Below are 20080 nucleotides of genomic sequence, written 5' to 3' on the forward strand. Positions count from 1 at the left end.
CTCCTGCCGGTGACGAGCCTGCCGGTCGCCCTCGACGCCTTCGGCCCGGCGGCGCTGGCCGCGGTGGTCGTGGCGGCCTACCTGGTGGTGGGCGAGCCCGTCGTCGGGCACGTGCTGCACCGTCGGTTCGAGGGGCGGTTGCGCACCGACGCCGGGGCGCGCCGGTCGTTCTACCGGCGGCTGCTGGTGCTCGAGTGGGGCCTCGCCGTCGTCGCCTTCGTCGTCTGGCTGGCCTCGCCCGGGGTCGACGCCGCGGCCGTGGGGTTGGTCTGGCCGCGGGAGTGGCCCGGTCCCGTGTCCGCGGTGGTGGTCCTCGCCGTGCTGCTGCTCGTCGTCGCCTCCACCCGACAGTTGCGGGCCGGCGCCCTGCTGGAGGCGGCGCGGGCGGCCCGGCGCCCCGGCGAAGGGCGCCACGCCGAGCCACCCGGTCAGTCCACGCTCGCGCTGCTGCCCCGGACCGAGGGGGAGCGGCGGCTGTTCATCCTCGTCGGCGTCACCGCCGGGGTGTGCGAGGAGTGGCTGTACCGGGGGTTCTTCCTGGCGGTGGTCGCGGCCATGGCCGGCGGTCCGCCCACCTGGTCGCTGGTGGTCGTCGCCGCGGTGGCCTTCGGACTCGCGCACGCCTACCAGGGGCGGGCAGGGATCGTCCTGACCGGCGTGCTCGGCGGGGTGATGGCGCTGCTGTACCTGGACACCGGCTCGCTGCTGCTGCCGGTGCTGCTGCACGCGGTCATCGACCTGCGCTTCCTGCTCGTCCCCGCCAGCGCGCTCCCGGCGTCGGTGCACGAGGCGGGCGGGCCGCCGGGCCGCTGACCGGCCCCGGCCGGGAGGACGCCACAATGGGTGCCGTGCCCAGCCCCGCCGCGCAGGTCGCCACCCCCGCGGACCGGGCGGAGGTCGTGGCCCTGCGCACCCGCGTCTTCGTGGACGAGCAGGGCGTCCCGCCGGAGATCGAGCAGGACGACGCCGACGCCACGGCCCTGCACGTGCTCAGCCGTGACGACTCGGGGCGGGTGGTGGCGACGGGGCGGCTGCTGCTCGACGGCGCCACCGCGCGGATCGGCCGGATGGCCGCCGACGCCGCGGTGCGCGGCCGCGGCCACGGGGCCGCCGTCCTGGCCGAGCTGCACCGCCAGGCGCTCGCCGGGGGCGCCACCGAGGTGGTCCTGCACGCCCAGCTGCCGGCCCGCCGGTTCTACGAGCGCGCGGGCTACGCGGCCGTCGGCGAGGTGTACGAGGAGGCCGGCATCGCGCACGTGACCATGCGTCGTGGCCTGCCGTGACGGCCCCGTCCCGAGCCTGCGAGGGATGAGGAGGACGGGGTCCTTTCTGTGAGAAGACACGTTCTGTCAGACCCTCGAAGTAGACACCTACCAGTGCGAGGATCGACGCACCGGCCCGCCGGTGCCTGCCGCCCCCCGCACGCACCGCCGGTCTTCCCCGCCGGTCGCCCGCCGCGTGACGCCGGCCGGGCACGCACGACCCGTGAGGAGCCAGACCCCCTGTGAGTAGCCCGTCCGATTCGTTCGTGCACCTGCACGTGCACACCGAGTACTCGATGCTGGACGGTGCGGCGAAGCTGCCGGAGGTCACCAAGGCCGCGGCCGAGCACGGGATGCCGGCGCTGGCCATGACCGACCACGGCAACGTCTTCGGCGCCTACGACTTCTACAAGCAGGCGAACGCGGCCGGTGTGAAGCCGATCATCGGCATGGAGGGCTACTACACGCCGGGCTCGCGCTTCGACCGAGCGCCCTTCGACTTCGGCGACAACCTCATCGACGAGGAGGGTGACGGCGGGTCCAACCGGGGCAAGGCCGCCTACACCCACATGACGCTGCTGGCCCGCACCACCGAGGGCATGCACAACCTGTTCCGCATCTCCTCGCTGGCCAGCCTGGAGGGGCAGTACCGCAAGCCGCGGTTCGACCGCGACCTGCTGGAGCGCTACGGCAAGGGCCTGATCGCCACCACCGGCTGCCCGTCGGGCGAGGTCAACATGTGGCTGCGCGCGGGCAAGGAGGACAAGGCCCGCCAGGCGGCCGCCGACTTCCAGGACATCTTCGGGCGGGAGAACTTCTACGCCGAGCTGATGGACCACGGCCTGTCCATCGAGAAGAAGACCCGCCCGGCGCTGCTGGCGATCGCCAAGGACCTCGGCATCCCGCTGCTGGCCACCAACGACCTCCACTACACGCACAAGGAGGACGCCGAGGCCCACGACGCCCTGCTGTGCATCCAGACCGGTTCGCGGCTCAACGAGCCGAACCGCTTCAAGTTCAACGGTGACGGCTACTACCTGAAGTCCGCCGCCGAGATGCGCGCGCTGTTCACCGGCGACCTCCGCGAGGCCTGCGACAACACCCTGCTGGTCGCCGAGCAGTGCGAGGTGAGCTTCACCGAGGGCGCCGACCTCATGCCCCGCTTCCCCCTGCCCCCGGGGGAGGACGAGACCTCCTGGTTCGTCAAGGAGGTCGAGCGCGGCCTGCACAAGCGCTACCCGAGCGGCATCCCCGACCACGTGCGCAAGCAGGCCGACTACGAGGTCGGGATCATCACCCAGATGGGCTTCCCGGGGTACTTCCTCGTGGTCGCCGACTTCATCAACTGGGCGAAGGACAACGGCATCCGCGTGGGGCCCGGCCGTGGATCCGCCGCGGGCTCGCTGGCCGCCTACGCCATGGGCATCACCGACCTCGACCCGCTGCAGCACGGGCTGATCTTCGAGCGGTTCCTCAACCCCGAGCGCGTCTCCATGCCCGACGTCGACATCGACTTCGACGACCGCCGGCGCGGCGAGGTCATCCAGTACGTCTCGAAGAAGTACGGCGAGGAACGGGTCAGCCAGATCGTCACCTACGGGACGATCAAGGCCAAGGCCGCGATCAAGGACGCCGCCCGGGTGCTCGACCGGCCCTACTCCGTGGGCGACGAGCTGACCAAGCTCATGCCGCCGGACGTGATGGGCAAGGGCATCCCGCTCTCGGGGGTCTTCGACCCGGCCCACCCGCGCTACAAGGAGGCCGCGGAGTTCCGCGCCCGCTACGAGTCCGACCCCGGCGCCGCCGAGGTGGTCGACCAGGCCCGCAAGCTCGAGGGGCTGAAGCGCCAGTGGGGCGTGCACGCGGCCGGCGTCATCATCGGCCGCTACCCGCTCATCGACTCGATCCCGATCATGCGGCGCGAGGCCGACGGCGCGGTCATCACGCAGTTCGACTACCCGACCTGCGAGACGCTCGGCCTGCTCAAGATGGACTTCCTGGGCCTGCGCAACCTCACGGTCATCGACGACGCGCTGCGCAACATCGTGATCAACGGCAAGGAGCCGGTCGACCTCGACGAGATCAGCAAGGACCTCACCGACCCGAACACCTACGCGCTGCTCAGCCGCGGTGACACCCTCGGGGTCTTTCAGTTCGACGGCGGGCCGATGCGCTCGCTGCTGCGGCTCATGCGGCCGGACAACTTCGAGGACATCTCGGCCGTCGGCGCCCTCTACCGCCCGGGTCCGATGGGCGCGAACTCGCACACCAACTACGCGCTGCGCAAGAACGGCCAGCAGGAGATCACCCCGATCCACCCGGAGCTGGCCGAGCCCCTGGAGGAGATCCTCGGCCAGACCTACGGCCTGATCGTCTACCAGGAGCAGGTCATGGCCATCGCGCAGAAGGTCGCCGGGTACTCGCTCGGCAAGGCCGACCTGCTGCGCCGCGCGATGGGCAAGAAGAAGAAGTCGGTCCTGGACGCCGAGTTCGTCGGCTTCGAGGCGGGGATGAAGGCCAACGGCTTCTCCGGCGCCGCGATCAAGACGCTGTGGGACATCCTCGTCCCGTTCGCCGACTACGCGTTCAACAAGGCCCACTCGGCCGCCTACGGCCTGGTCTCGTACTGGACGGCCTACCTCAAGGCCAACTACCCGGCCGAGTACATGGCCGGGCTGCTCACCAGCGTCCAGGACGACAAGGACCGCCGGCCGATCTACCTGGCCGAGTGCCGTCGGATGGGCATCAAGGTCCTCCCGCCGGACGTCAACGAGTCGTCGTGGGACTTCACCGCCGTCGGCACCGACATCCGCTTCGGGCTGGCGTCGGTCCGCAACGTCGGCACCAACGTCGTGGAGTCGATCGTCAAGGCGCGCGAGGAGAAGGGCGCGTTCAAGGACTTCGCCGACTTCATGCGCAAGATCGACACCGTGGCCTGCAACAAGAAGGTCATCGAGTCCCTGGCCAAGGCCGGTGCCTTCGACTCGCTCGGCCACTCGCGCCAGGGCATCGTCGCGATCCACGCGCAGGCCGTCGACTCCGCGATGGGGCTCAAGCGCAAGGAGGCCGAGGGCCAGTTCGACCTCTTCGGCAGCTTCGGCGAGGGGGACGCGGCCGACGACCCCTTCGGCAACGCGCTGGACATCACCATCCCGACCGCCGACTGGTCCAAGAGCGAGCGGCTGATGTTCGAGCGCGACATGCTCGGCCTCTACGTCTCCGACCACCCGCTGCACGGGGTCGAGCACGTGCTGGCGGCCAACGCCGACACACCCATCGCCGAGATCAACGCCGGCGGGGTCGAGGACGGCGCCAACGTGACCATCGCCGGCATCCTCACCTCGGTCTCGCCGCGGACCAACAAGCAGGGCGCCCCGTGGGCGATCGCGACGCTGGAGGACCTCGAATCGGGCATCGAGGTCCTGTTCTTCCCCAAGACCTGGGCCGAGGTCTCGGAGAAGGTGGTCCGCGACCAGATCGTCGTGGTCAAGGGCCGGATCAGCCGGCGCGACGAGCAGCCGTCGCTGTTCGGGTCGGAGGTGAGCATCCCGGAGCTCACCGAGGGCGCGCGCGGCCCCGTGCTCGTCTCGATGGCGGCGGCGCGCTGCACCCCACCGGTGGTCGAGCGGCTCCGCGAGGTGCTCGGCAGCCACCCGGGCACCACGGAGGTGCAGCTCAAGCTGGTCAACGGCGGCCGGGAGACCGTGCTGCGGCTCGACCAGGGGCTGCGGGTGCGTCCCAGCCCCGCCCTGATGGGGGACATCAAGGCCCTCCTCGGGCCGACGAGCGTCGCGCTGCTCTGAACGAGGCCCCCTGCGGGAGGGTCGGGCGCGGTCCCCGGCGGAGCCGTTGTTCACTGGGACGGTGACCACCCCACCGCTGCCCCTCCAGCCCGCCCCGGGGGTGCCCGTGCACGCCTACTGGCGGGGCTGGACGGAGGTGCGGCAGGACCTGCACGCCGCCCGGACGCTGGTGGTGGGATTGGCGCTCGCCGGCCTGCCCGTGGGGGCGCTCTGGTGGCTGCTGGCGCCTCGCGCCGAACTGCGGGTCACCGACACCGGGCCGGTCGTCGTCGGGCCACCCGCGGCGGAGGTCCGCGTCGCCGACGACGCCGTCCTCGTGCTCCTGCTCCTCGGGCTCGGCCTGCTGGCCGGTGCGGCGGCGTGGCGGGTGCGCCGCGCTCGCGGGGTGGGGATGCTGGTCGCCCTCTCGGTCGGGGGCTCGGTCGCCGCCGTCCTCGCCTGGCAGACCGGTGAGCTGCTCGCCCCCTCGCCGACCGAGGCGCAGCTGTCCGAGGTCGGTGCCCAGGTCACCACGGGGCTGGTGCTGAGCTCGCTGCCCGGCCTGGCCGCTGCGCCGTTCGCCGCGTTGCTGGTCTACCTGGGTTGCGCGCTCCTGGCCGCCGACGACGGCCTCGGGCGCACCTGGACCCCGCCAGGGGCCCGCACGGGCTGAACAGGCCGGGGGCCTCCCTCAGTTCACCGTCATCGGGGTGGCGAACTGCTGCAGCGGCGCGGGTACAGCGCCCAGCGTCTGCAGGAGGGTGAGCTCCCGGCGCAGCAGCCGGGACTCCGCGGCCAGCCGTCGGCGGGTCGCGGACTCGGCGAGCAGCGACTGCCGGTCCTCGGTGGTGAGCAGCGCCGAGGAGGCGACCAGCCAGGACAGCGCCGCCGGGTCGTCCCCGGCCGCGGCGAGCCGCACCGCCGCCTCCACGCCGTCCCCGGTCGCGCCGGCGCCCAGGGCCGACACCTCGGCCACGTAGCGCGTGAACAGGTCACTCACCCCCCGCGCCAGGAGATCCAGCGACCCCCGGGCGACCGAGGTGGCCACCTCGTCCGCGGGCGGCACCAGCGAGCGGTCGCCGTCGGTCACCGACTCGGCGTCCCCGGCGGCCTCCTCGGCGGCCTCCTCCTCGGCGAGCCACTCGACCTCGGCCTGCAGGTAGGGCGGATCCTCGCCGACGACGACGTCCAGGAGCCGGAACCGCTCGCCGCCGACGGTCACGATGCGGAAGCCGCCGTCGGACTGGGGCTGCACCCGCTGCAGGCGCGCGGTGCACCCGATGTCGTAGAGCGCTGCCGCCGGGGCCACCCGCTCGACCTCCCAGCCCTGCCGGATCGCGACCACGCCGAAGAAGCGGCGGTCGCCGTGCTCGGGGCGGTCCATGAGGTCGCGCATGAGGCGGCGGTAGCGGGGCTCGAAGATCTGCAGCGGGAGGACGACCCCCGGGAACAGGGGGCGGCCCAGCGGGAACAGCGGGATCAGCTCGCCCATCCCGGCAAGCCTACGGGCCGCGCGCGTCTCGCCCGTGCGGGCGCTCCGGGGACGCCGGACGGCGCTGGATACCCTGGGACCCGCGTCGCACCACCCGATCCGACTCCGGAGGCCTCCGTGCTGGCACGCATCGACCTGCGTGGGAACGCGCTGCCCGGCGTGCGAGAGCTCGCCGGACTGCTGCCGCGGGCCGCCACCGACATCGACTCGGTGCTCGCCACCGTCCGCCCGCTGTGCGAGGACGTGCGACTGCGGGGGGCGCAGGCGGTGCGCGAGATCACCGCCCGGCTCGACGGCGTGGACGCCGAGGACTTCGCCGTCCCGCAGGAGGCGCTGACCCGCGCGCTCGCCGAGTGCGACCCGACGCTGCGCGAGGCCCTGGAAGAGTCGATCGCCCGGGTGCGGAAGGTGCACTCGGACCAGCGGCGCAGCGACGTCACCACGGAGGTCGTTCCCGGCGGGACGGTGACCGAGCGCTGGCTCCCCGTCCGGCGGGTGGGGCTCTACGTGCCCGGTGGGCTGGCGCCGTTGCTGTCCAGCGTCGTCATGAACGTGGTGCCCGCGCAGATCGCCGGCGTCGAGTCGATCGCGGTGGCCTCCCCGCCGCAGCGGGACAACGGCGGCCTGCCCGACCCCGGGGTGCTCGCCGCCTGCGCACTGCTGGGCGTCACCGAGGTCTACGCCGTCGGCGGGGCGCAGGCCATCGCCGTCTTCGGATACGGCGCCGGTTCGTGCGAGCCGGTCGACATGGTGACCGGCCCCGGCAACGTCTACGTGACCGCCGCCAAGCGGCTGCTGCGCGGGCTGATCGGCATCGACTCCGAGGCCGGGCCCACCGAGGTCGCGATCCTCGCCGACGACACCGCCGACCCGGCGCACGTGGCGGCCGACCTGATCAGCCAGGCGGAGCACGACCCCCTGGCCGGGGCGGTCCTCGTGACGCCGAGCGAGGAGCTGGCCGACGCCGTGCTCGCCCTGGTGCCCGGGCAGGTCGCCGCCACCAAGCACTCCGACCGGATCACCACCGCTCTGGACGGCACCCAGTCGGGCGTCGTGCTGGTCGACGACCTCGAGGCGGGGCTGCGGGTCGTCGACGCCTACGCCGCCGAGCACCTGGAGATCCAGACCCGCGACGCTCGCGACGTCGCGATGCGGGTGCGCAACGCCGGGGCGATCTTCGTCGGCGCCTGGTCGCCGGTCTCGCTCGGTGACTACATCGCCGGGTCCAACCACGTGCTGCCCACCGGGGGGTGCGCGCGGCACTCCAGCGGCCTGTCGGTGCAGTCCTTCCTGCGCGGCATACACCTGGTCGAGTACGACGAGCAGGCGCTGGCCGACGTCGCCGGGCACGTCGACGCCCTCGCCGGCGCCGAGGACCTCCCGGCGCACGCGGCCGCGGTGCGGGTCCGGCAGCGGTCGTGAGGTCGCTCGACGAGCTCCCGCTGCGGCCGGAGCTGCGCGGCCGCACGCCCTACGGCGCGCCGCAGCTGCCGGCCACCCACCGGCTCAACACCAACGAGAACCCGCACCCGCTGCCGGCCGAGCTGCTGGCCGACCTCGGCGCGGCGCTGGGGCATGCGGCGCTGGAGCTCAACCGGTACCCCGACCGGGACGCCGTCGCGCTGCGCGCCGACCTCGCCGCCTACCTCACCGGGACCGGCGGCCTGGCGGTCGGTCCCGCGCAGGTGTGGGCGGCCAACGGCTCCAACGAGGTGCTGCAGCAGGTCCTGCAGGCGTTCGGGGGCGCGGGCCGCACGGCGCTGGGGTTCACGCCGTCGTACTCGATGCACCCGATCATCGCTGCGGGCACCGGCACGGCGTGGGTCGACGGCCACCGGGCGGCCGACTTCACGATCGACACCGCGGCCGCCGTCGCCCAGGTGCGCGAGGTGCGGCCCGACGTCGTCTTCGTCACCAGCCCGAACAACCCGACCGGCACGGCCGTGGACCTGGCGACGGTCGCCGCCCTGTACGAGGCGACCGAGGGGGTGCTCGTCGTCGACGAGGCCTACGCGGAGTTCGCCCGGGCGGGGACCCCGTCGGCGCTCACGCTGCTCCCGGGCCGGCCGCGGCTGATCGTGAGCCGCACGATGAGCAAGGCGTTCGGCATGGCCGGCCTGCGGCTGGGCTACCTGGCCGCGGACCCCGCCGTCGTCGACGCCCTCCAGCTGGTGCGGCTGCCGTACCACCTGAGCTCGCTCACCCAGGCCGCCGCGCGGGCGGCGCTGGCGCACACCGACGCCCTGCTGGCGACCGTCGACGCGGTCAAGGCCCAGCGCGACCGCATCGTGGCGGCGCTGCCGGCCCTGGGGCTGACCAGCGTGGCCAGCGACGCGAACTTCGTGCTCTTCGGCCACTTTGCCGACGCACCGGCCGCCTGGCGGGCGCTGCTGGACCGGGGGGTGCTCGTGCGGGACGTCGGGCTGCCGGGGTGGCTGCGGGTGACCGCCGGCACCGCCGAGGAGACCGACGCGTTCCTCACCGCGCTGGGTGAGGTCGCGCCGGACCACCGCACGACTCTGGGAGACTGACCCCCATGACCCGCACCGCACGCGTCGAGCGCCAGACCAACGAGACCAAGCTCGTGGTGGAGCTCGACCTCGACGGCACCGGCAGCAGCTCCGTCAGCACGGGCGTGGGCTTCTACGACCACATGCTCACCGCGCTGTCCAGGCACAGCGGCATCGACCTCACCGTGCGGGCCGACGGCGACCTGCACATCGACGCGCACCACACGGTCGAGGACGTCGCCATCGCGCTGGGGCAGGCGTTCGCCGAGGCGCTGGGGGACAAGCGCGGGATCACCCGCTACGGCGACGCGACCATCCCGATGGACGAGGTGCTCGCCCAGGCCGCCGTCGACCTCTCCGGGCGGCCGTACTTCGTGCACGCCGAGCCCGAGAACATGACGCCGATGATCGGGCCGGACTACCCGACGTCGCTGACCAAGCACGTGCTCGAGTCGTTCGCCTTCAACGCGCGGATCAGCCTGCACGTGCGGGTGCTCTACGCCGGCCGGGACGCGCACCACATCGTCGAGGCCCAGTTCAAGGCGCTGGCGCGGGCGCTGCGCGCGGCCGTGGCGATCGATCCCCGGGTCACCGACGTGCCCTCGACCAAGGGCGCGCTGTGATCCCGCGCGGCCGGCGGTGAACGCGGGGCTGCCCCTGCTCCTGCTGGGTGGGTTCCTGCTCGGTGGGGCGTGGAGCATCTGGCGGGCGGACGACGACAGCGTCGGGCGCACCGGCCCCCAGATCGTCTTCGCGGTCATCCTGCTCCTCGCCGCCGTGCTGGCCAGCGCGGCGGGCATCCTGCGCCTGATCTGAGCCGGGCGTGCGCCCGGCCGACGAGGAGCGGTTCCTCGGGATCGTGACGGCCGACCCGACGGTGCGGGCCGTGCTCGAGCGAGCCCCGGTCCTCGGCGTGGGCGAGTGGTGGCTCACCGCCGGGGTGCTGTTCCAGACGGTGTGGAACGACCTGACCGGCCGGCCGCCGGGCAGCGGCATCCGTGACGCCGACTTCTTCTACTTCGACCCCGACACCTCCTGGGAGTCGGAGGACGCGGTGATCCGCGCGGGCGCCGAGCTCTTCGGCGACCTGCCCGTGCCGGTGGAGATCCGCAACGAGGCCCGGGTGCACCTCTGGTACGAGGCCCGGTTCGGGGTGCCGGCGGTGCCGTTCCGCGACTGCGCCGACGCCATCGACCACTTCGCGGCCGTGTGCTGCTGCTACGGCATCCGGGTCGACGGCGCCGGCGGCCTGCAGGTCTACGCGCCGCGCGGCTACGCCGACCTGTTCGACCTGGTGGTGCGACCCAACCGGCGGCTGGCGCCCCGGCACGTCTACGAGGCCAAGGCCGCGCGGTGGCAGCAGCAGTGGCCCGAGCTCACCGTCGTCCCGTGGAGCGGGACCCCGGTTCGCTGAACGTGCCCGCGGCTCACCCTGCTCGGGAGTTGGCCGGCTCTGCGCTGATGCGGGGCAGTATCAGGATCTCGGTGCCGTCGGGCCGGTAGGTGCGCCATCGGCCGGTGGCGTCGCGGACGATCCTGAAGCCGTGGTGCACCTTGGTGTGGTGCCGTTCGCAGAGCAGGGCTGAGTTCTCCAGCGAGGTGTCCCCGCCGTCGGCCCAGTGCACGAGGTGGTGGACGTCGCACCAGTGGGTGGGGGCGTGGCAGCCGGTGAACGAAAGGACCCCTCCGCCCCCCGCCACTCGCAAGCTCGCGGCGGGCCCCTGCGAAGGGGCCGAACGCGGCCGACGTCGAGGGGTTGGCCCTCGGGGCCCAGCACGATGCGGGTGACGGTGCCGTCGCAGGCCAGCCAGCGGGCCCGGGCCGCGGAGATCGTCGCGCTGAAGCCCAACTTCGCCGCGCCGGGGCCGGTGTCCGGGTCGATGAGGTCCTCCAGGTCCACCCGGACGACCACCTGGGGTTTGTGGGTGCGCAGCACCGGCAGGGCGCCGGCGGCCAAGGCGTTGTCGGTGAGCTGCACGAACGCGTCGCCCTGCTGCTGGGCCCGGGTGCGCATGTCCCCGGCGGGCCGGTCGGCCTGCACCACCGACTCCAGCGCGGCCTGCACCTTCTCCCCGCCCACGGCATCCAGTTCGCCGCGGAAGGAGACCGACCCGTCGGCGTGCTCGACGAAGGTGAGGGAGCGTCCCTCGGTGGGATCGGGTTCGAGCCCACCAGGATCGAGCCGGGCCAGGTAGTGCGCCACGACCTGCCGCAGCTCGGCGTGCGGCCGGCTCGCGGCCACCTCCGCCAGCGCGGATCGACCCCGGCGAGGTCGACGTCCTGGGCCGCGGCGGCGGCCAGGTTCCCCGGGGTGGCCACCGCGGCGATCACCACCACCGCCTCGGCGGTGATCGCCCCCGCGGCGAAGGCCGCGGCCACCGCCGGCAGCTCCGGCAGCGCCCGGCCCGAGCGCACCAGCCGGGAGGCGGCGGCGGACGAGTACCGGGCGTGCCCGCGCAGCCAGGAGGCCATCGAGGCCTTCCCGTCGTGCTCGGCGGCCTGGGTGACCTCGCACTCCCGCACCCGGCGGGCCACCTGCGCGGCCAGCCGGTTGGACGCGGTGAGCAGCGCACCCAGCTGCTCGATCAGCTGCGGGCCGAACGCGCCGTCGAGCCGTTCGGCGGCCAGGTCGTCCAGCGCGGCGCCCAGCCGGGCCACCGCGCCCTCCGCACCTGTCGAACGCCTGTACGAACAATACCGCCGATCGGCCTCCGCCGCTGCATGAATCTGCAGGTCAGCGACCTGTCCACAGATGCCGGGATCAACTTGACGGGGACGGCGATCGGTCCTCGGGGGAGGGCGCGGGAACACGTGAGGGGGCTCCGGCGCTGGTCGGTAGCGTGGCAGGCGTGAAGAAGGTGGCGGTCCTCGACTACGGCTCGGGCAACCTGCGCTCCGCGGAGCGCGCCCTGCAGCGGGTCGGCGCCGAGGTCACGGTGACCTCCGACGCGCAGACGGCGCTGGACGCCGACGGCCTCGTGGTCCCCGGCGTCGGCGCGTTCGCCGCCTGCATGGCGGGGCTGGACGCCGTCGACGGCCGCCGCATCATCGGCCGCCGGCTCGCGGGCAGCCGGCCGGTGCTGGGAATCTGCGTCGGCATGCAGATCCTCTTCGAGCGAGGCGTCGAGCACGGCGTGGACGCCGAGGGCTGCGGCGAGTGGCCCGGCGTCGTCGAGCCGCTCGAGGCGCCGGTGCTGCCGCACATGGGCTGGAACACCGTGCAGGCGCCGCGGGACAGCGTGCTGTTCGCGGGGCTGGCCGACCAGCGCTTCTACTTCGTCCACTCCTACGGCGTGCGGAACTTCCCGCTCGGCCAGGACGGCGTCCCCTCGCCGCTGGCCAAGCCGTTGGTGACCTGGGCCGAGCACGGCGACCGGTTCGTCGCGGGTGTGGAGAACGCCGCCCTCTCGGCCACCCAGTTCCACCCCGAGAAGAGCGGGGACGCGGGGGCCCAGCTGCTCACCAACTGGCTGCACAGCCTCGACTGAGGTGGCTCAGCTGCGCAGGTAGCTGGCCCCGTTGACGTCGATGATCGTGCCGGTGGAGAAGCGGGCCTCCGGAGACGCCAGCCAGAGCACCGCGGCGGCGACCTCCTCGGGCCGCGCCACCCGGCCGTAGGGCGACTGCGCCCGCACCGCGTCGCCGCCCGGGCCGTCGAGGACGTCGCGCGCCATCTCCGTCTGCACGAACCCCGGTGCGACGCTGCCCACGCTGATCCCGTGCGGGGCGAGCGCCTGGGCCATCGACTGCCCGAACGCGTTGAGGCCCGCCTTGGCGGCGCCGTAGGCGGGGGTGGCCGGCTCGCCCCGGAACGCGCCGCGGCTGGTCACGTTGACGACCGCGCCGCCGCCGGCCGCGACCAGGTGCGGCACCGCCCGGAAGGTCGCGTGCATCGCGCCGACCAGGTTCACCTGCAGCGTGCGGGAGACGACCGCCTGCCACTCCTCCCACGACGTCTCCAGCGGAGGGTGCGGGGTGAAGACGCCGGCGTTGTTGACCAGCACCTGCAGCCCGCCCAGGGCAGCGGCGGCCTCGTCGACCGCCGCTGCGACCGCCTCGGCGTCGGCGACGTCGGCCTGGACGACGGCGTGCCCGCGGCCGGGCAGCTCGGCGGCGACCCGCTCCGCGGCCTCCCGCGAGGTGCCGGAGTGCACGGCGACCCGGTCGCCACGGGCGGCGAAGGCGAGCGCGATGGCCCGCCCGATGCCGCGGGACGCGCCCGTGACGAGGACGGCGCGGGACTCCGGGGCGCTGGTCATGGCGGCAGTCAACCAGCCGCGTCGGCCGCGCCTGCCCCGCCGGGGTGCGCCCGCGCCCTAGGGTGCGCGGGTCCCCGTCCGAGGAGGTCCCGTGCCCGCCGAGCGCCCGTCCCGCCCCGGCCGCCCGGTCGGGTTCGCCGTCGTGGCGCTGCTCCTGGCGCTCGCCGCCTGGACCGTCGCAGGGCTGCAGCCGCCGGACCCGCGCCCCGCCGACGCCCCGCCCGCTGAGTTCAGCGCCGCCCGCGCCGTCGCGCACGTCGAGCGCATCGCGGCCGAGCCGCGCGTGGCGGGCAGCCCCGCGAGCGACGCGGTGGTGGCCGACCTGGTGGCCACGCTGACCGACCTCGGCCTGGACACCCGCGTGCAGAACGCCGTCGGTACCCGGCCCGGCGGGGCGGGGGAGGCGCGCATGGCCCGGGTCCGCAACGTCGTCGCAGTCCTCCCCGGTGCCGACCCCACCGGCCGGCTCTACCTCGTGGCGCACCACGACTCGGTGGAGGGCGGCCCGGGCGCGGCCGACGACGCCGCCGGGGTCGCCACGCTGCTGGAGTCGGTCCGCGCGCTGACGGAGGGCCCCTCGCTGCGCAACGACGTCGTCGTCGTCCTCACCGACGCCGAGGAGGCCTGCCTCTGCGGGGCCGAGGCGTTCACCGCCTCGCACCCGCTGGCCGGCGGGGGGGTGGCGCTCAACGTCGAGGCCCGCGGCACCGGCGGGCCGCCGATCATGTTCGAGACCTCGCGCGGCAACGCCGGCCTCGCCGCGGTGTACGCCGACGCCGCGCCGCACCCGGTCGCGAGCAGCGTCGCCGTCGAGGTCTACCGGGCGCTGCCCAACGACACCGACTTCAGCGTCCTCCTCGAGGACGGCGGCTTCACCGGCATGAACACCGCCTTCATCGAGGGCGCGGCCGCCTACCACTCGCCGCAGGACACCCCGGACCGGCTCGACCGCGGCACGCTGCAGGCCCTCGGCGACAACACCCTGGCTCTGGCCCGCGAGCTCGGGGGCCGCGACCTGGCCGAGCTCGCCGGGCCCGCGGCCGCGGACGCCACCTACTTCCCCCTTCCGGGCCTGCTGGTCCGCTACCCGGGCTCGCTGGTGTGGCCGCTGGCCGGTGCGGCGCTGGCGGCGGCCGCCGGGCTGGCCTGGGCCCTGCACGCCCGCGGGCTCGGCTCGCTGCGGCGCACGGCCGGCGCGGCTGCGCTGGCGATCGTCCCGCTGGTGGCGGCGCCGCTCGCCGCGCAGGGCCTGTGGGCGGCCCTCGTCGGGGTCCGCCCCGGCTACGCCACGATGCTCGACCCCTGGCGGCCGGGCTGGTTCCGGCTGGCCGCGGTGGCGCTGGTGCTGGCCGTGGTCCTGGTCTGGTACGCCCTGCTGCGCCGCCGGGTCGGTGCCGGACCACTGGCCGCGGGTGCGCTCCTCTGGCTCGCCGTGGTGGCGCTCGTGCTCGCCGCTGTGGCGCCCGGCGGCTCCTACCTGGCCGCGTGGCCGGCGCTGGTCGGTGGGCTCACCGGCACCGTCGCCGTCCTCGTGCCCGCCCGGGTCGTCCGCGTCCTGGCCGCGCTGCTCACCGGTGCGGCCGCGGTGCTCGTCCTCGCACCGACCGCCGCGCTCTTCTTCCCGGCCCTCGGGCTGTCCCAGGCGCTCGCGCCGTCGGTCGTCGTCGTCCTCGCCGCGCTCGCCCTGCTGCCGGCGTTCGACCTCCTCTTCCCCGACCCCGCGGGCAGGGATCGGCTCGGGTCGGCCGCCGTGCCCGTGGTGGCGCTGGCCACCGCGGGGGCGTGCGCTGCGGTCGGGCTGGCGGTCGACCGGTTCGACGCGGACCACCCGGTGCCCAGCCGGCTGGCGTACGTGCTCGACACCGAGCAGGACGAGGCCCGCTGGGTGACGACCGAGACGACGCCGGGGGAGTGGACCGCCCGCTTCGTCGACGGCCGCGGCACGCTCGGCGCCGACCTGCCCTACCTCGCCGGCCGCGACCTGCTGACCGGACCGGCCGAGGTCGCCGACCTCCCGGCGCCGGCGGTCACCGTGGTCTCCGACGAGGTGCTCGGCGGGCGGCGGGAGATCGCCGTGCGGGTGGCGCCTCAGCGGAGCGGCGTCCGGCTGGTCGACCTCGAGCTGACCGTCGACGGCGGCAGCGTCGTCCGCGCCCGGCTCGCCGGCCGGGACGTGCCCGAAGGATCGCTGGGCGGCAGCGCCCTGCGGATCACCTTCCACGCGCCGCCCGCCGACGGGCTGCAGGCCGCGTTCACGGTGGAGGGCGACGGTCCGGTGCGGCTGCGCGCCACCGACGGCAGCGACGGGCTCGAGGCGCTCCCCGGGTTCGATCCTCGGCCCCAGGGGGTCGACGTCGCCGGCACGCACGGCGCGGACCTGGTGCTCGTCACGGGGATCACCGAGCTCCGCTGACCGGGGATGAGAGCTCTCTCATCCCGCTGTCACCACCGTGCCACCGGGACGGCCGAGGCTGAACCGGTGCGACCTCGTCCGCTGCTCGCCGTGCTCGCCGGCCTCGCCGCCGTCCTGCTCACCGGCGGCCTGGCATGGGCGTTGCTGGGCTCGCCGGCACCGGTGGAGCAGCCGGTGCCGGCGCCCATCGACGTCCCCGCCCGGGTGGAGCTTCCGTCCGAGCCGGCCGCGTCCGAGCCGGTCGCGCCCGGGCCGGGGGACGCGGGTGGGCCGCCGCCGGCCACCGACGTCGTGCCCCCGCCACCCCTGCCCGACGACGATGACGATGACGACGACGGTCCCGGGGACGACGACGGGGGCCCGGACGTTGACGACGACGGTGACGACTGAGCGGTGCACGAGGGGCAGCAGGTGAGGGCCGGGTGGCGCGAGCGCGCCCGGCGCCGGCTGGTGCCCCGGACCGCCCGGACGCGGATCATCGCCTGGGTCCTCCTGCTGGTGCTCCTGGCGCTGGCGCTGGTCACGCTGGTCACCTGGCGGTTGCTCATCCGGTCGATCGACGAGCGGATGGACCTGGCGCTGCGGGCCGAGGTGGAGGAGTTCTCGCAGATCGTCGAGGGGAACATCGACCCGGCGACGGGGGAGCCCTTCGCCTCGGTGGCCGACGTGCTGCGGACCGTGATCACCTACAACCTGGCCCGCCCGAACGAGAAGTTCCTCGGCTACGTGGGCGGCGAGTACCGCTTCCAGAGCCGCATCGAGGCGCCGGTCCTGCTGAGCGAGGACGCCGCCTTCACCGACCTCGTGGGGTCGGTGACCGAGACCCGCGCCGGCAGCTACTCGAGCGGCGCGGGCGAGGTCCGGTACCTCGCGGTCCCGGTCACCCTGGAGGGCGACCCGACCCCGGGCGTCGCCCTCGTCGCCTACTTCGCCGACCAGGAGCGCCAGGCCGCCGACGACACCGCGCGGCTGATGCTGGGTGTCGGCGGGGTGACGGTGCTGCTCGCCGCCGCCGGGGCGTGGGTCGTCGCCGGTCGCGTCCTCGCCCCGGTGCGCGCCGTCGCGACGACCGCGCAGGGGATCACCGAGACCGACCTGACCGGCCGCATCCCGGTCGACGGGCGCCCGGCCGACGAGCTCGGGGACCTCGCCGTGGCCGTCAACGGGATGCTCGACCGGGTCGAGACCGGCGTCGCGGCCCAGCGCCGGTTCCTCGACGACGCCGGCCACGAACTGCGCACGCCGATCACCATCGTGCGCGGGCACCTGGAGGTGCTCGACCCGTCCGACCCCGAGGACGTGCGCCAGACGGTCGCCCTGGTCGACGACGAGCTGGAGCGGATGAACCGCATGGTGTCCGAGCTGCTCCTGCTCGCCCGCGCCGAGCAGCCCGAGTTCGTCCGCCTGCAGCCGGTGGACGTCGCGGAGGTCACCGCCGACGTGTTCGGCAAGGTCCGGCAGCTCGGCGACCGCGACTGGCAGCTGGGCGCCGTCGCCCGGGCCGACCTGCTCCTGGACCCGCAGCGGCTGACCCAGGCGGTCGTTGCGCTGGCCGACAACGCCGTCCAGCACACCGGGACCGGGGACCGCATCGTGCTGGGGAGCCGGCTCAGCGGCGACCGGCTGCTGGTGTGGGTCGACGACACCGGGCCCGGGATCCCCGCGGCGGACCAGGAGCGGGTGTTCGACCGGTTCTCCCGCGGCAGCTCGGCGGCACGGCGCAGCGACGGCGCGGGCCTCGGCCTCTCCATCGTGCGGGCGATCGCGGCCGGTCACGGCGGCACCGTGGAGCTGCACAGCCGCCCGGGGGAGGGGGCGACCTTCACGCTGGTCCTGCCCGCCCGGCCGGCGCCTCCGCACGACGGCGGGCCGGCCGACCTGCCCGCCGGCCCGGAGGGCACCGTCGACGACGCCGCGGACACACCGCTCCTGGGGGCCGGGGTCCCCTCCGCACCGACCGAGGGAGGGTCCCGGTGAGCCGGGTGCTGATCGCCGAGGACGAGCCCCGCATCGCCGCGTTCGTCGAGAAGGGCCTGAAGGCCAACGGCTTCGTGACGGCGGTCGTCGGCGACGGGTTGTCGGCGCTCGACCGCGCCCGCAGCGGCGAGTTCGACCTGGTCGTCCTCGACATCGGGCTGCCGGTGCTCGACGGCTTCTCGGTTCTGCGGGCCCTGCGTGCCGAGCGCTGCACCGTCCCGGTGGTCGTCCTGACCGCGCGGGACAGCGTGCAGGACACCGTCGCGGGGTTGGAGGGCGGCGCGGACGACTACATGGCCAAGCCCTTCCGCTTCGAGGAGCTGCTCGCCCGGGTCCGGCTGCGGCTGGCCGGGGCCCGCGATGCCGAGAGCACTGCCACGGTGCTGACCGTCGGCGGGCTCTCGCTGGACCTGCGGACCCGGCGGGCCAGCGTGGACGGGCGGGTCGTCGACCTCTCGGCGCGGGAGTTCGCCCTCGCCGAGACCTTCCTGCGCCACCCGGGTCAGGTGCTGGCCCGCGAGCAGCTGCTCAGCCACGTGTGGGGGTACGACTTCGACCCGGGCTCCAACGTCGTGGACGTCTACGTCCGGTACCTCCGCAGGAAGCTCGGTGCCGAGCGCATCGAGACGGTGCGCGGCATGGGCTACCGCCTCCCGGCGGCCTGACCCGCGCAGCCGACGGCCCCGGCCCGAGTGGGGACCGGGGCCGTCGGCTCCAGGGATCAGTCGTCGGTGTCCGGGCTGTCGTCGGGGGTGTCGACGTCGGGTGTGTCGACGTCCGGGCTGGCGTCGTCGGGGCTGTCCCCGTCGCGGTCGGACGTGTCCGTGGACGCCTCGGCGACGGCGTCGTCGTCGGGCGAGGCGTCGGGGCTGTCGTCCGCCGCGACGGAGATGGCGGCCGGCGGCTGCGACGAGGCCCCGCCGTCGTCCGCCGCGGCGATGCCGACGCCGGCGACGCCGAGCCCCGCGAGCGCGGTGCCGAAGGTGACGATCTTCCAGGTGGCGGGCGTGCTGCTCATGGTGCAGTCCTCTCGGGAACGGTGCTGGTGCGCTGACGAGGACCACGGTGCCCACCGCGGGTGAGCCCTCCGGGAGACCGCGATGAGGCTGCTCTCATCCGGCGGCGGAGTGCCGCGCCGTGCAGCCGGCCCACTGCTCGGCGAGGGCCAGCCGGGTCTCGGTCGCCGCGGCCCACCCCGGCTGCTGCACCCGGAAGGGGCCGGTGGCCAGACCGACGAGCACGCCCGCCACCCGGGCCTCCAGCTGGCCCCGGGGCCAGCGCCCCGCGAGCAGGGAGACCACCCGCTCGCGGTAGGCGGTGATCGGCTCCCGCTCGACGGCCAGGTGCTCCAGCAGGACCAGGTGTCCCAGCAGGGTGGCCCAGTCGTCGATCCGCGCCCCCGGACCGGCGGTGTCCACGTCGAGCAGGCCGACGACCGCCCCGGCGTCGTCCACGAGCAGTTGCGCCTCGTAGAAGTCACCGTGCACCGGCACGACGGGGTGCCGGCCGGCGCCGGCCGCCACCGCGGCGGTGACCCGCGCCAGCCGGGGCAGGAGGGCGGGGGACACCGTTCCGAGCACCGCCGCGTGCGCCCGCAGGGCGGGCAGCGGGTCGCCGGGCGCGCCGCGCCTCTTCCGCGCCGCCACGGCCGGGAGCCGGTCGAGCAGGAGGTCGAGTGCCTGCGGGTCGGGCAGCCTCGCGGGGTCCCCGGTCAGCGCCGCCCGCAGGGGCGTGCCGGGCAGGCCGGGCAGCAGGACCACGCCGTCGGCGGTGCTCGCCAGCACCGGCGGGACCGGGACGGCCGGGGCCAGGGCGGTGTGGCGGTGCACGAGGTCCGCGACCGCCGACGGGCGGACGACCTTGAGGAACCAGCGACCGGCGGGCGAGGTCACCTCCACGACCGCGCGCCGGCCGGGCCGGTAGGCGCGCAGCCGCAGCCGGGGGGCGGGGACGTCGACGCCGAGCGCGGCCAGCCGCTCGGCCACCCCGGCGGCCGAGGTCGCCCAGGCCAGCCCGGGCAGCGCGGGGTCCAGCGGCCACCGCCAGAGACCCACGGCGAGCGGTGCACCCCCGGCCTCGCCCTCGACGACGGCGGCCCCCGGCGGCATCGCGGTGCCCGTCGTCGCCGCGAGGTGCTCGCGCGTGGTGCGCCCGTCGGCCCACTCGACGACGGCGGTGTGGCGGACGGTGGCCGCCCCGTCGGGGCGCAGGGACACCGACGTCGCCGCGAGGGTCCGGAGCCGGCCGGACAGCGGCCCCAGCACGGCCGACCAGAGATTGCCGGCCGGCGCGCCGAGCAGGAGCTGCAGCGAGGGGGGCCACCACGGGGGGACCCGCACCGGGCTGAGCGGGCCGCTGTCCACCCCGCCAGCCTCGGTGGCGGCC

Annotated in this window: 19 protein-coding genes and 2 pseudogenes; 14 read left to right on the forward strand and 7 right to left on the reverse strand. The window is 74.9% G+C overall.

The annotated features are described in order from the left end of the window. The first annotated feature begins 9 nt into the window (after positions 1-9). From ACI792_RS06560 to ACI792_RS06575, 4 genes are all read left to right on the forward strand, one after another. A complete protein-coding gene (locus tag ACI792_RS06560; protein WP_456601890.1) occupies positions 10-813 on the forward strand; it encodes a CPBP family intramembrane glutamic endopeptidase in 804 nt (267 codons plus the stop codon). Positions 814-839: 26 nt separating this feature from the next. Next, the gene (locus ACI792_RS06565; protein ID WP_456601891.1) at positions 840-1283 is read left to right on the forward strand and encodes a GNAT family N-acetyltransferase; all 444 of its coding nucleotides are present in this window, start codon (positions 840-842) and stop codon (positions 1281-1283) included. A gap of 221 nt (positions 1284-1504) precedes the next feature. After that, positions 1505-5065, forward strand: coding sequence for a DNA polymerase III subunit alpha (gene dnaE / locus ACI792_RS06570; RefSeq protein WP_456601892.1), 3561 nt, complete (start codon positions 1505-1507; stop codon positions 5063-5065). A 61-nt stretch (positions 5066-5126) separates the two neighbouring features. Continuing rightward, a complete protein-coding gene (locus ACI792_RS06575) occupies positions 5127-5717 on the forward strand; it encodes a hypothetical protein (protein ID WP_456601893.1) in 591 nt (196 codons plus the stop codon). Between the two features lie 18 nt (positions 5718-5735). Here the strand turns inward: ACI792_RS06575 and ACI792_RS06580 are convergent, their stop codons facing one another. Next, positions 5736-6536 carry an LON peptidase substrate-binding domain-containing protein gene (locus tag ACI792_RS06580; RefSeq protein WP_456601894.1) on the reverse strand — a complete coding sequence of 267 codons (801 nt, stop codon included), beginning with the start codon at positions 6534-6536 and terminating at the stop codon, positions 5736-5738. Positions 6537-6653: 117 nt separating this feature from the next. Here ACI792_RS06580 and hisD point away from each other — a divergent pair, with 117 nt between their 5' ends. Genes hisD through ACI792_RS06605 form a run of 5 tightly spaced genes read left to right on the forward strand, consistent with a single transcriptional unit; the run spans position 6654 to position 10460 of the window. Then, positions 6654-7958 (forward strand): histidinol dehydrogenase, encoded by a 1305-nt coding sequence (gene hisD / locus ACI792_RS06585; protein ID WP_456601895.1) that lies wholly within the window; start codon positions 6654-6656, stop codon positions 7956-7958. After that, positions 7955-9067, forward strand: a complete 1113-nt coding sequence (locus ACI792_RS06590; protein WP_456601896.1) for a histidinol-phosphate transaminase — start codon at positions 7955-7957, stop codon at positions 9065-9067. The genes hisD and ACI792_RS06590 overlap by 4 nt, the downstream gene beginning before the upstream one ends. Before the next feature lie 5 nt (positions 9068-9072). After that, complete coding sequence (gene hisB, locus ACI792_RS06595; RefSeq protein ID WP_456601897.1) at positions 9073-9669, forward strand: imidazoleglycerol-phosphate dehydratase HisB; 597 nt, start codon at positions 9073-9075, stop codon at positions 9667-9669. Between the two features lie 16 nt (positions 9670-9685). Continuing rightward, positions 9686-9862 (forward strand): hypothetical protein, encoded by a 177-nt coding sequence (locus ACI792_RS06600; protein ID WP_456601898.1) that lies wholly within the window; start codon positions 9686-9688, stop codon positions 9860-9862. Between the two features lie 7 nt (positions 9863-9869). After that, positions 9870-10460, forward strand: coding sequence for a nucleotidyltransferase family protein (locus ACI792_RS06605; protein ID WP_456601899.1), 591 nt, complete (start codon positions 9870-9872; stop codon positions 10458-10460). 13 nt (positions 10461-10473) lie between these two features. Here the strand turns inward: ACI792_RS06605 and ACI792_RS06610 are convergent, their stop codons facing one another. The 3 genes and pseudogenes from ACI792_RS06610 to ACI792_RS06620 form a co-directional block, all read right to left on the reverse strand. Then, the gene (locus ACI792_RS06610; RefSeq protein ID WP_456601900.1) at positions 10474-10746 is read right to left on the reverse strand and encodes an HNH endonuclease signature motif containing protein; all 273 of its coding nucleotides are present in this window, start codon (positions 10744-10746) and stop codon (positions 10474-10476) included. Between the two features lie 95 nt (positions 10747-10841). Beyond that, positions 10842-11288: pseudogene (locus tag ACI792_RS06615) on the reverse strand (DUF222 domain-containing protein); the annotation flags it as partial. Positions 11289-11347: 59 nt separating this feature from the next. Continuing rightward, positions 11348-11857 (reverse strand): annotated as a pseudogene (locus ACI792_RS06620) (DUF222 domain-containing protein); the annotation flags it as partial. A gap of 38 nt (positions 11858-11895) precedes the next feature. Here ACI792_RS06620 and hisH point away from each other — a divergent pair. Continuing rightward, positions 11896-12534: an imidazole glycerol phosphate synthase subunit HisH gene (gene hisH, locus ACI792_RS06625; RefSeq protein WP_456601901.1), complete on the forward strand. Its 639-nt coding sequence runs from the start codon at positions 11896-11898 to the stop codon at positions 12532-12534. A 6-nt stretch (positions 12535-12540) separates the two neighbouring features. Here the strand turns inward: hisH and ACI792_RS06630 are convergent, their stop codons facing one another. Next, positions 12541-13305 (reverse strand): SDR family NAD(P)-dependent oxidoreductase, encoded by a 765-nt coding sequence (locus ACI792_RS06630; protein ID WP_456601902.1) that lies wholly within the window; start codon positions 13303-13305, stop codon positions 12541-12543. Positions 13306-13396: 91 nt separating this feature from the next. On the opposite strand from ACI792_RS06630, the gene ACI792_RS06635 reads away from it, so the two are divergent. From ACI792_RS06635 to ACI792_RS06650, 4 genes are all read left to right on the forward strand, one after another. Continuing rightward, a complete protein-coding gene (locus tag ACI792_RS06635) occupies positions 13397-15718 on the forward strand; it encodes a M28 family peptidase (protein WP_456601903.1) in 2322 nt (773 codons plus the stop codon). Between the two features lie 66 nt (positions 15719-15784). After that, complete coding sequence (locus ACI792_RS06640; RefSeq protein WP_456601904.1) at positions 15785-16108, forward strand: hypothetical protein; 324 nt, start codon at positions 15785-15787, stop codon at positions 16106-16108. A 3-nt stretch (positions 16109-16111) separates the two neighbouring features. Further along, positions 16112-17695, forward strand: a complete 1584-nt coding sequence (locus tag ACI792_RS06645; RefSeq protein WP_456601905.1) for a sensor histidine kinase — start codon at positions 16112-16114, stop codon at positions 17693-17695. Beyond that, positions 17692-18360 carry a response regulator transcription factor gene (locus tag ACI792_RS06650; RefSeq protein WP_456601906.1) on the forward strand — a complete coding sequence of 223 codons (669 nt, stop codon included), beginning with the start codon at positions 17692-17694 and terminating at the stop codon, positions 18358-18360. The genes ACI792_RS06645 and ACI792_RS06650 overlap by 4 nt, the downstream gene beginning before the upstream one ends. A 56-nt stretch (positions 18361-18416) precedes the next feature. Here ACI792_RS06650 and ACI792_RS06655 read toward each other — a convergent pair whose 3' ends face one another. Both ACI792_RS06655 and ACI792_RS06660 read right to left on the reverse strand, forming a co-directional pair. Beyond that, on the reverse strand, positions 18417-18713 hold the full coding sequence (locus ACI792_RS06655) for a hypothetical protein (protein WP_456601907.1): 297 nt from the start codon (positions 18711-18713) through the stop codon (positions 18417-18419). 94 nt (positions 18714-18807) lie between these two features. Next, a complete protein-coding gene (locus tag ACI792_RS06660) occupies positions 18808-20058 on the reverse strand; it encodes an aminoglycoside phosphotransferase family protein (RefSeq protein ID WP_456601908.1) in 1251 nt (416 codons plus the stop codon). Positions 20059-20080: the final 22 nt, after the last annotated feature.

The organism is Blastococcus sp. SYSU DS0669, assembly GCF_054050895.1.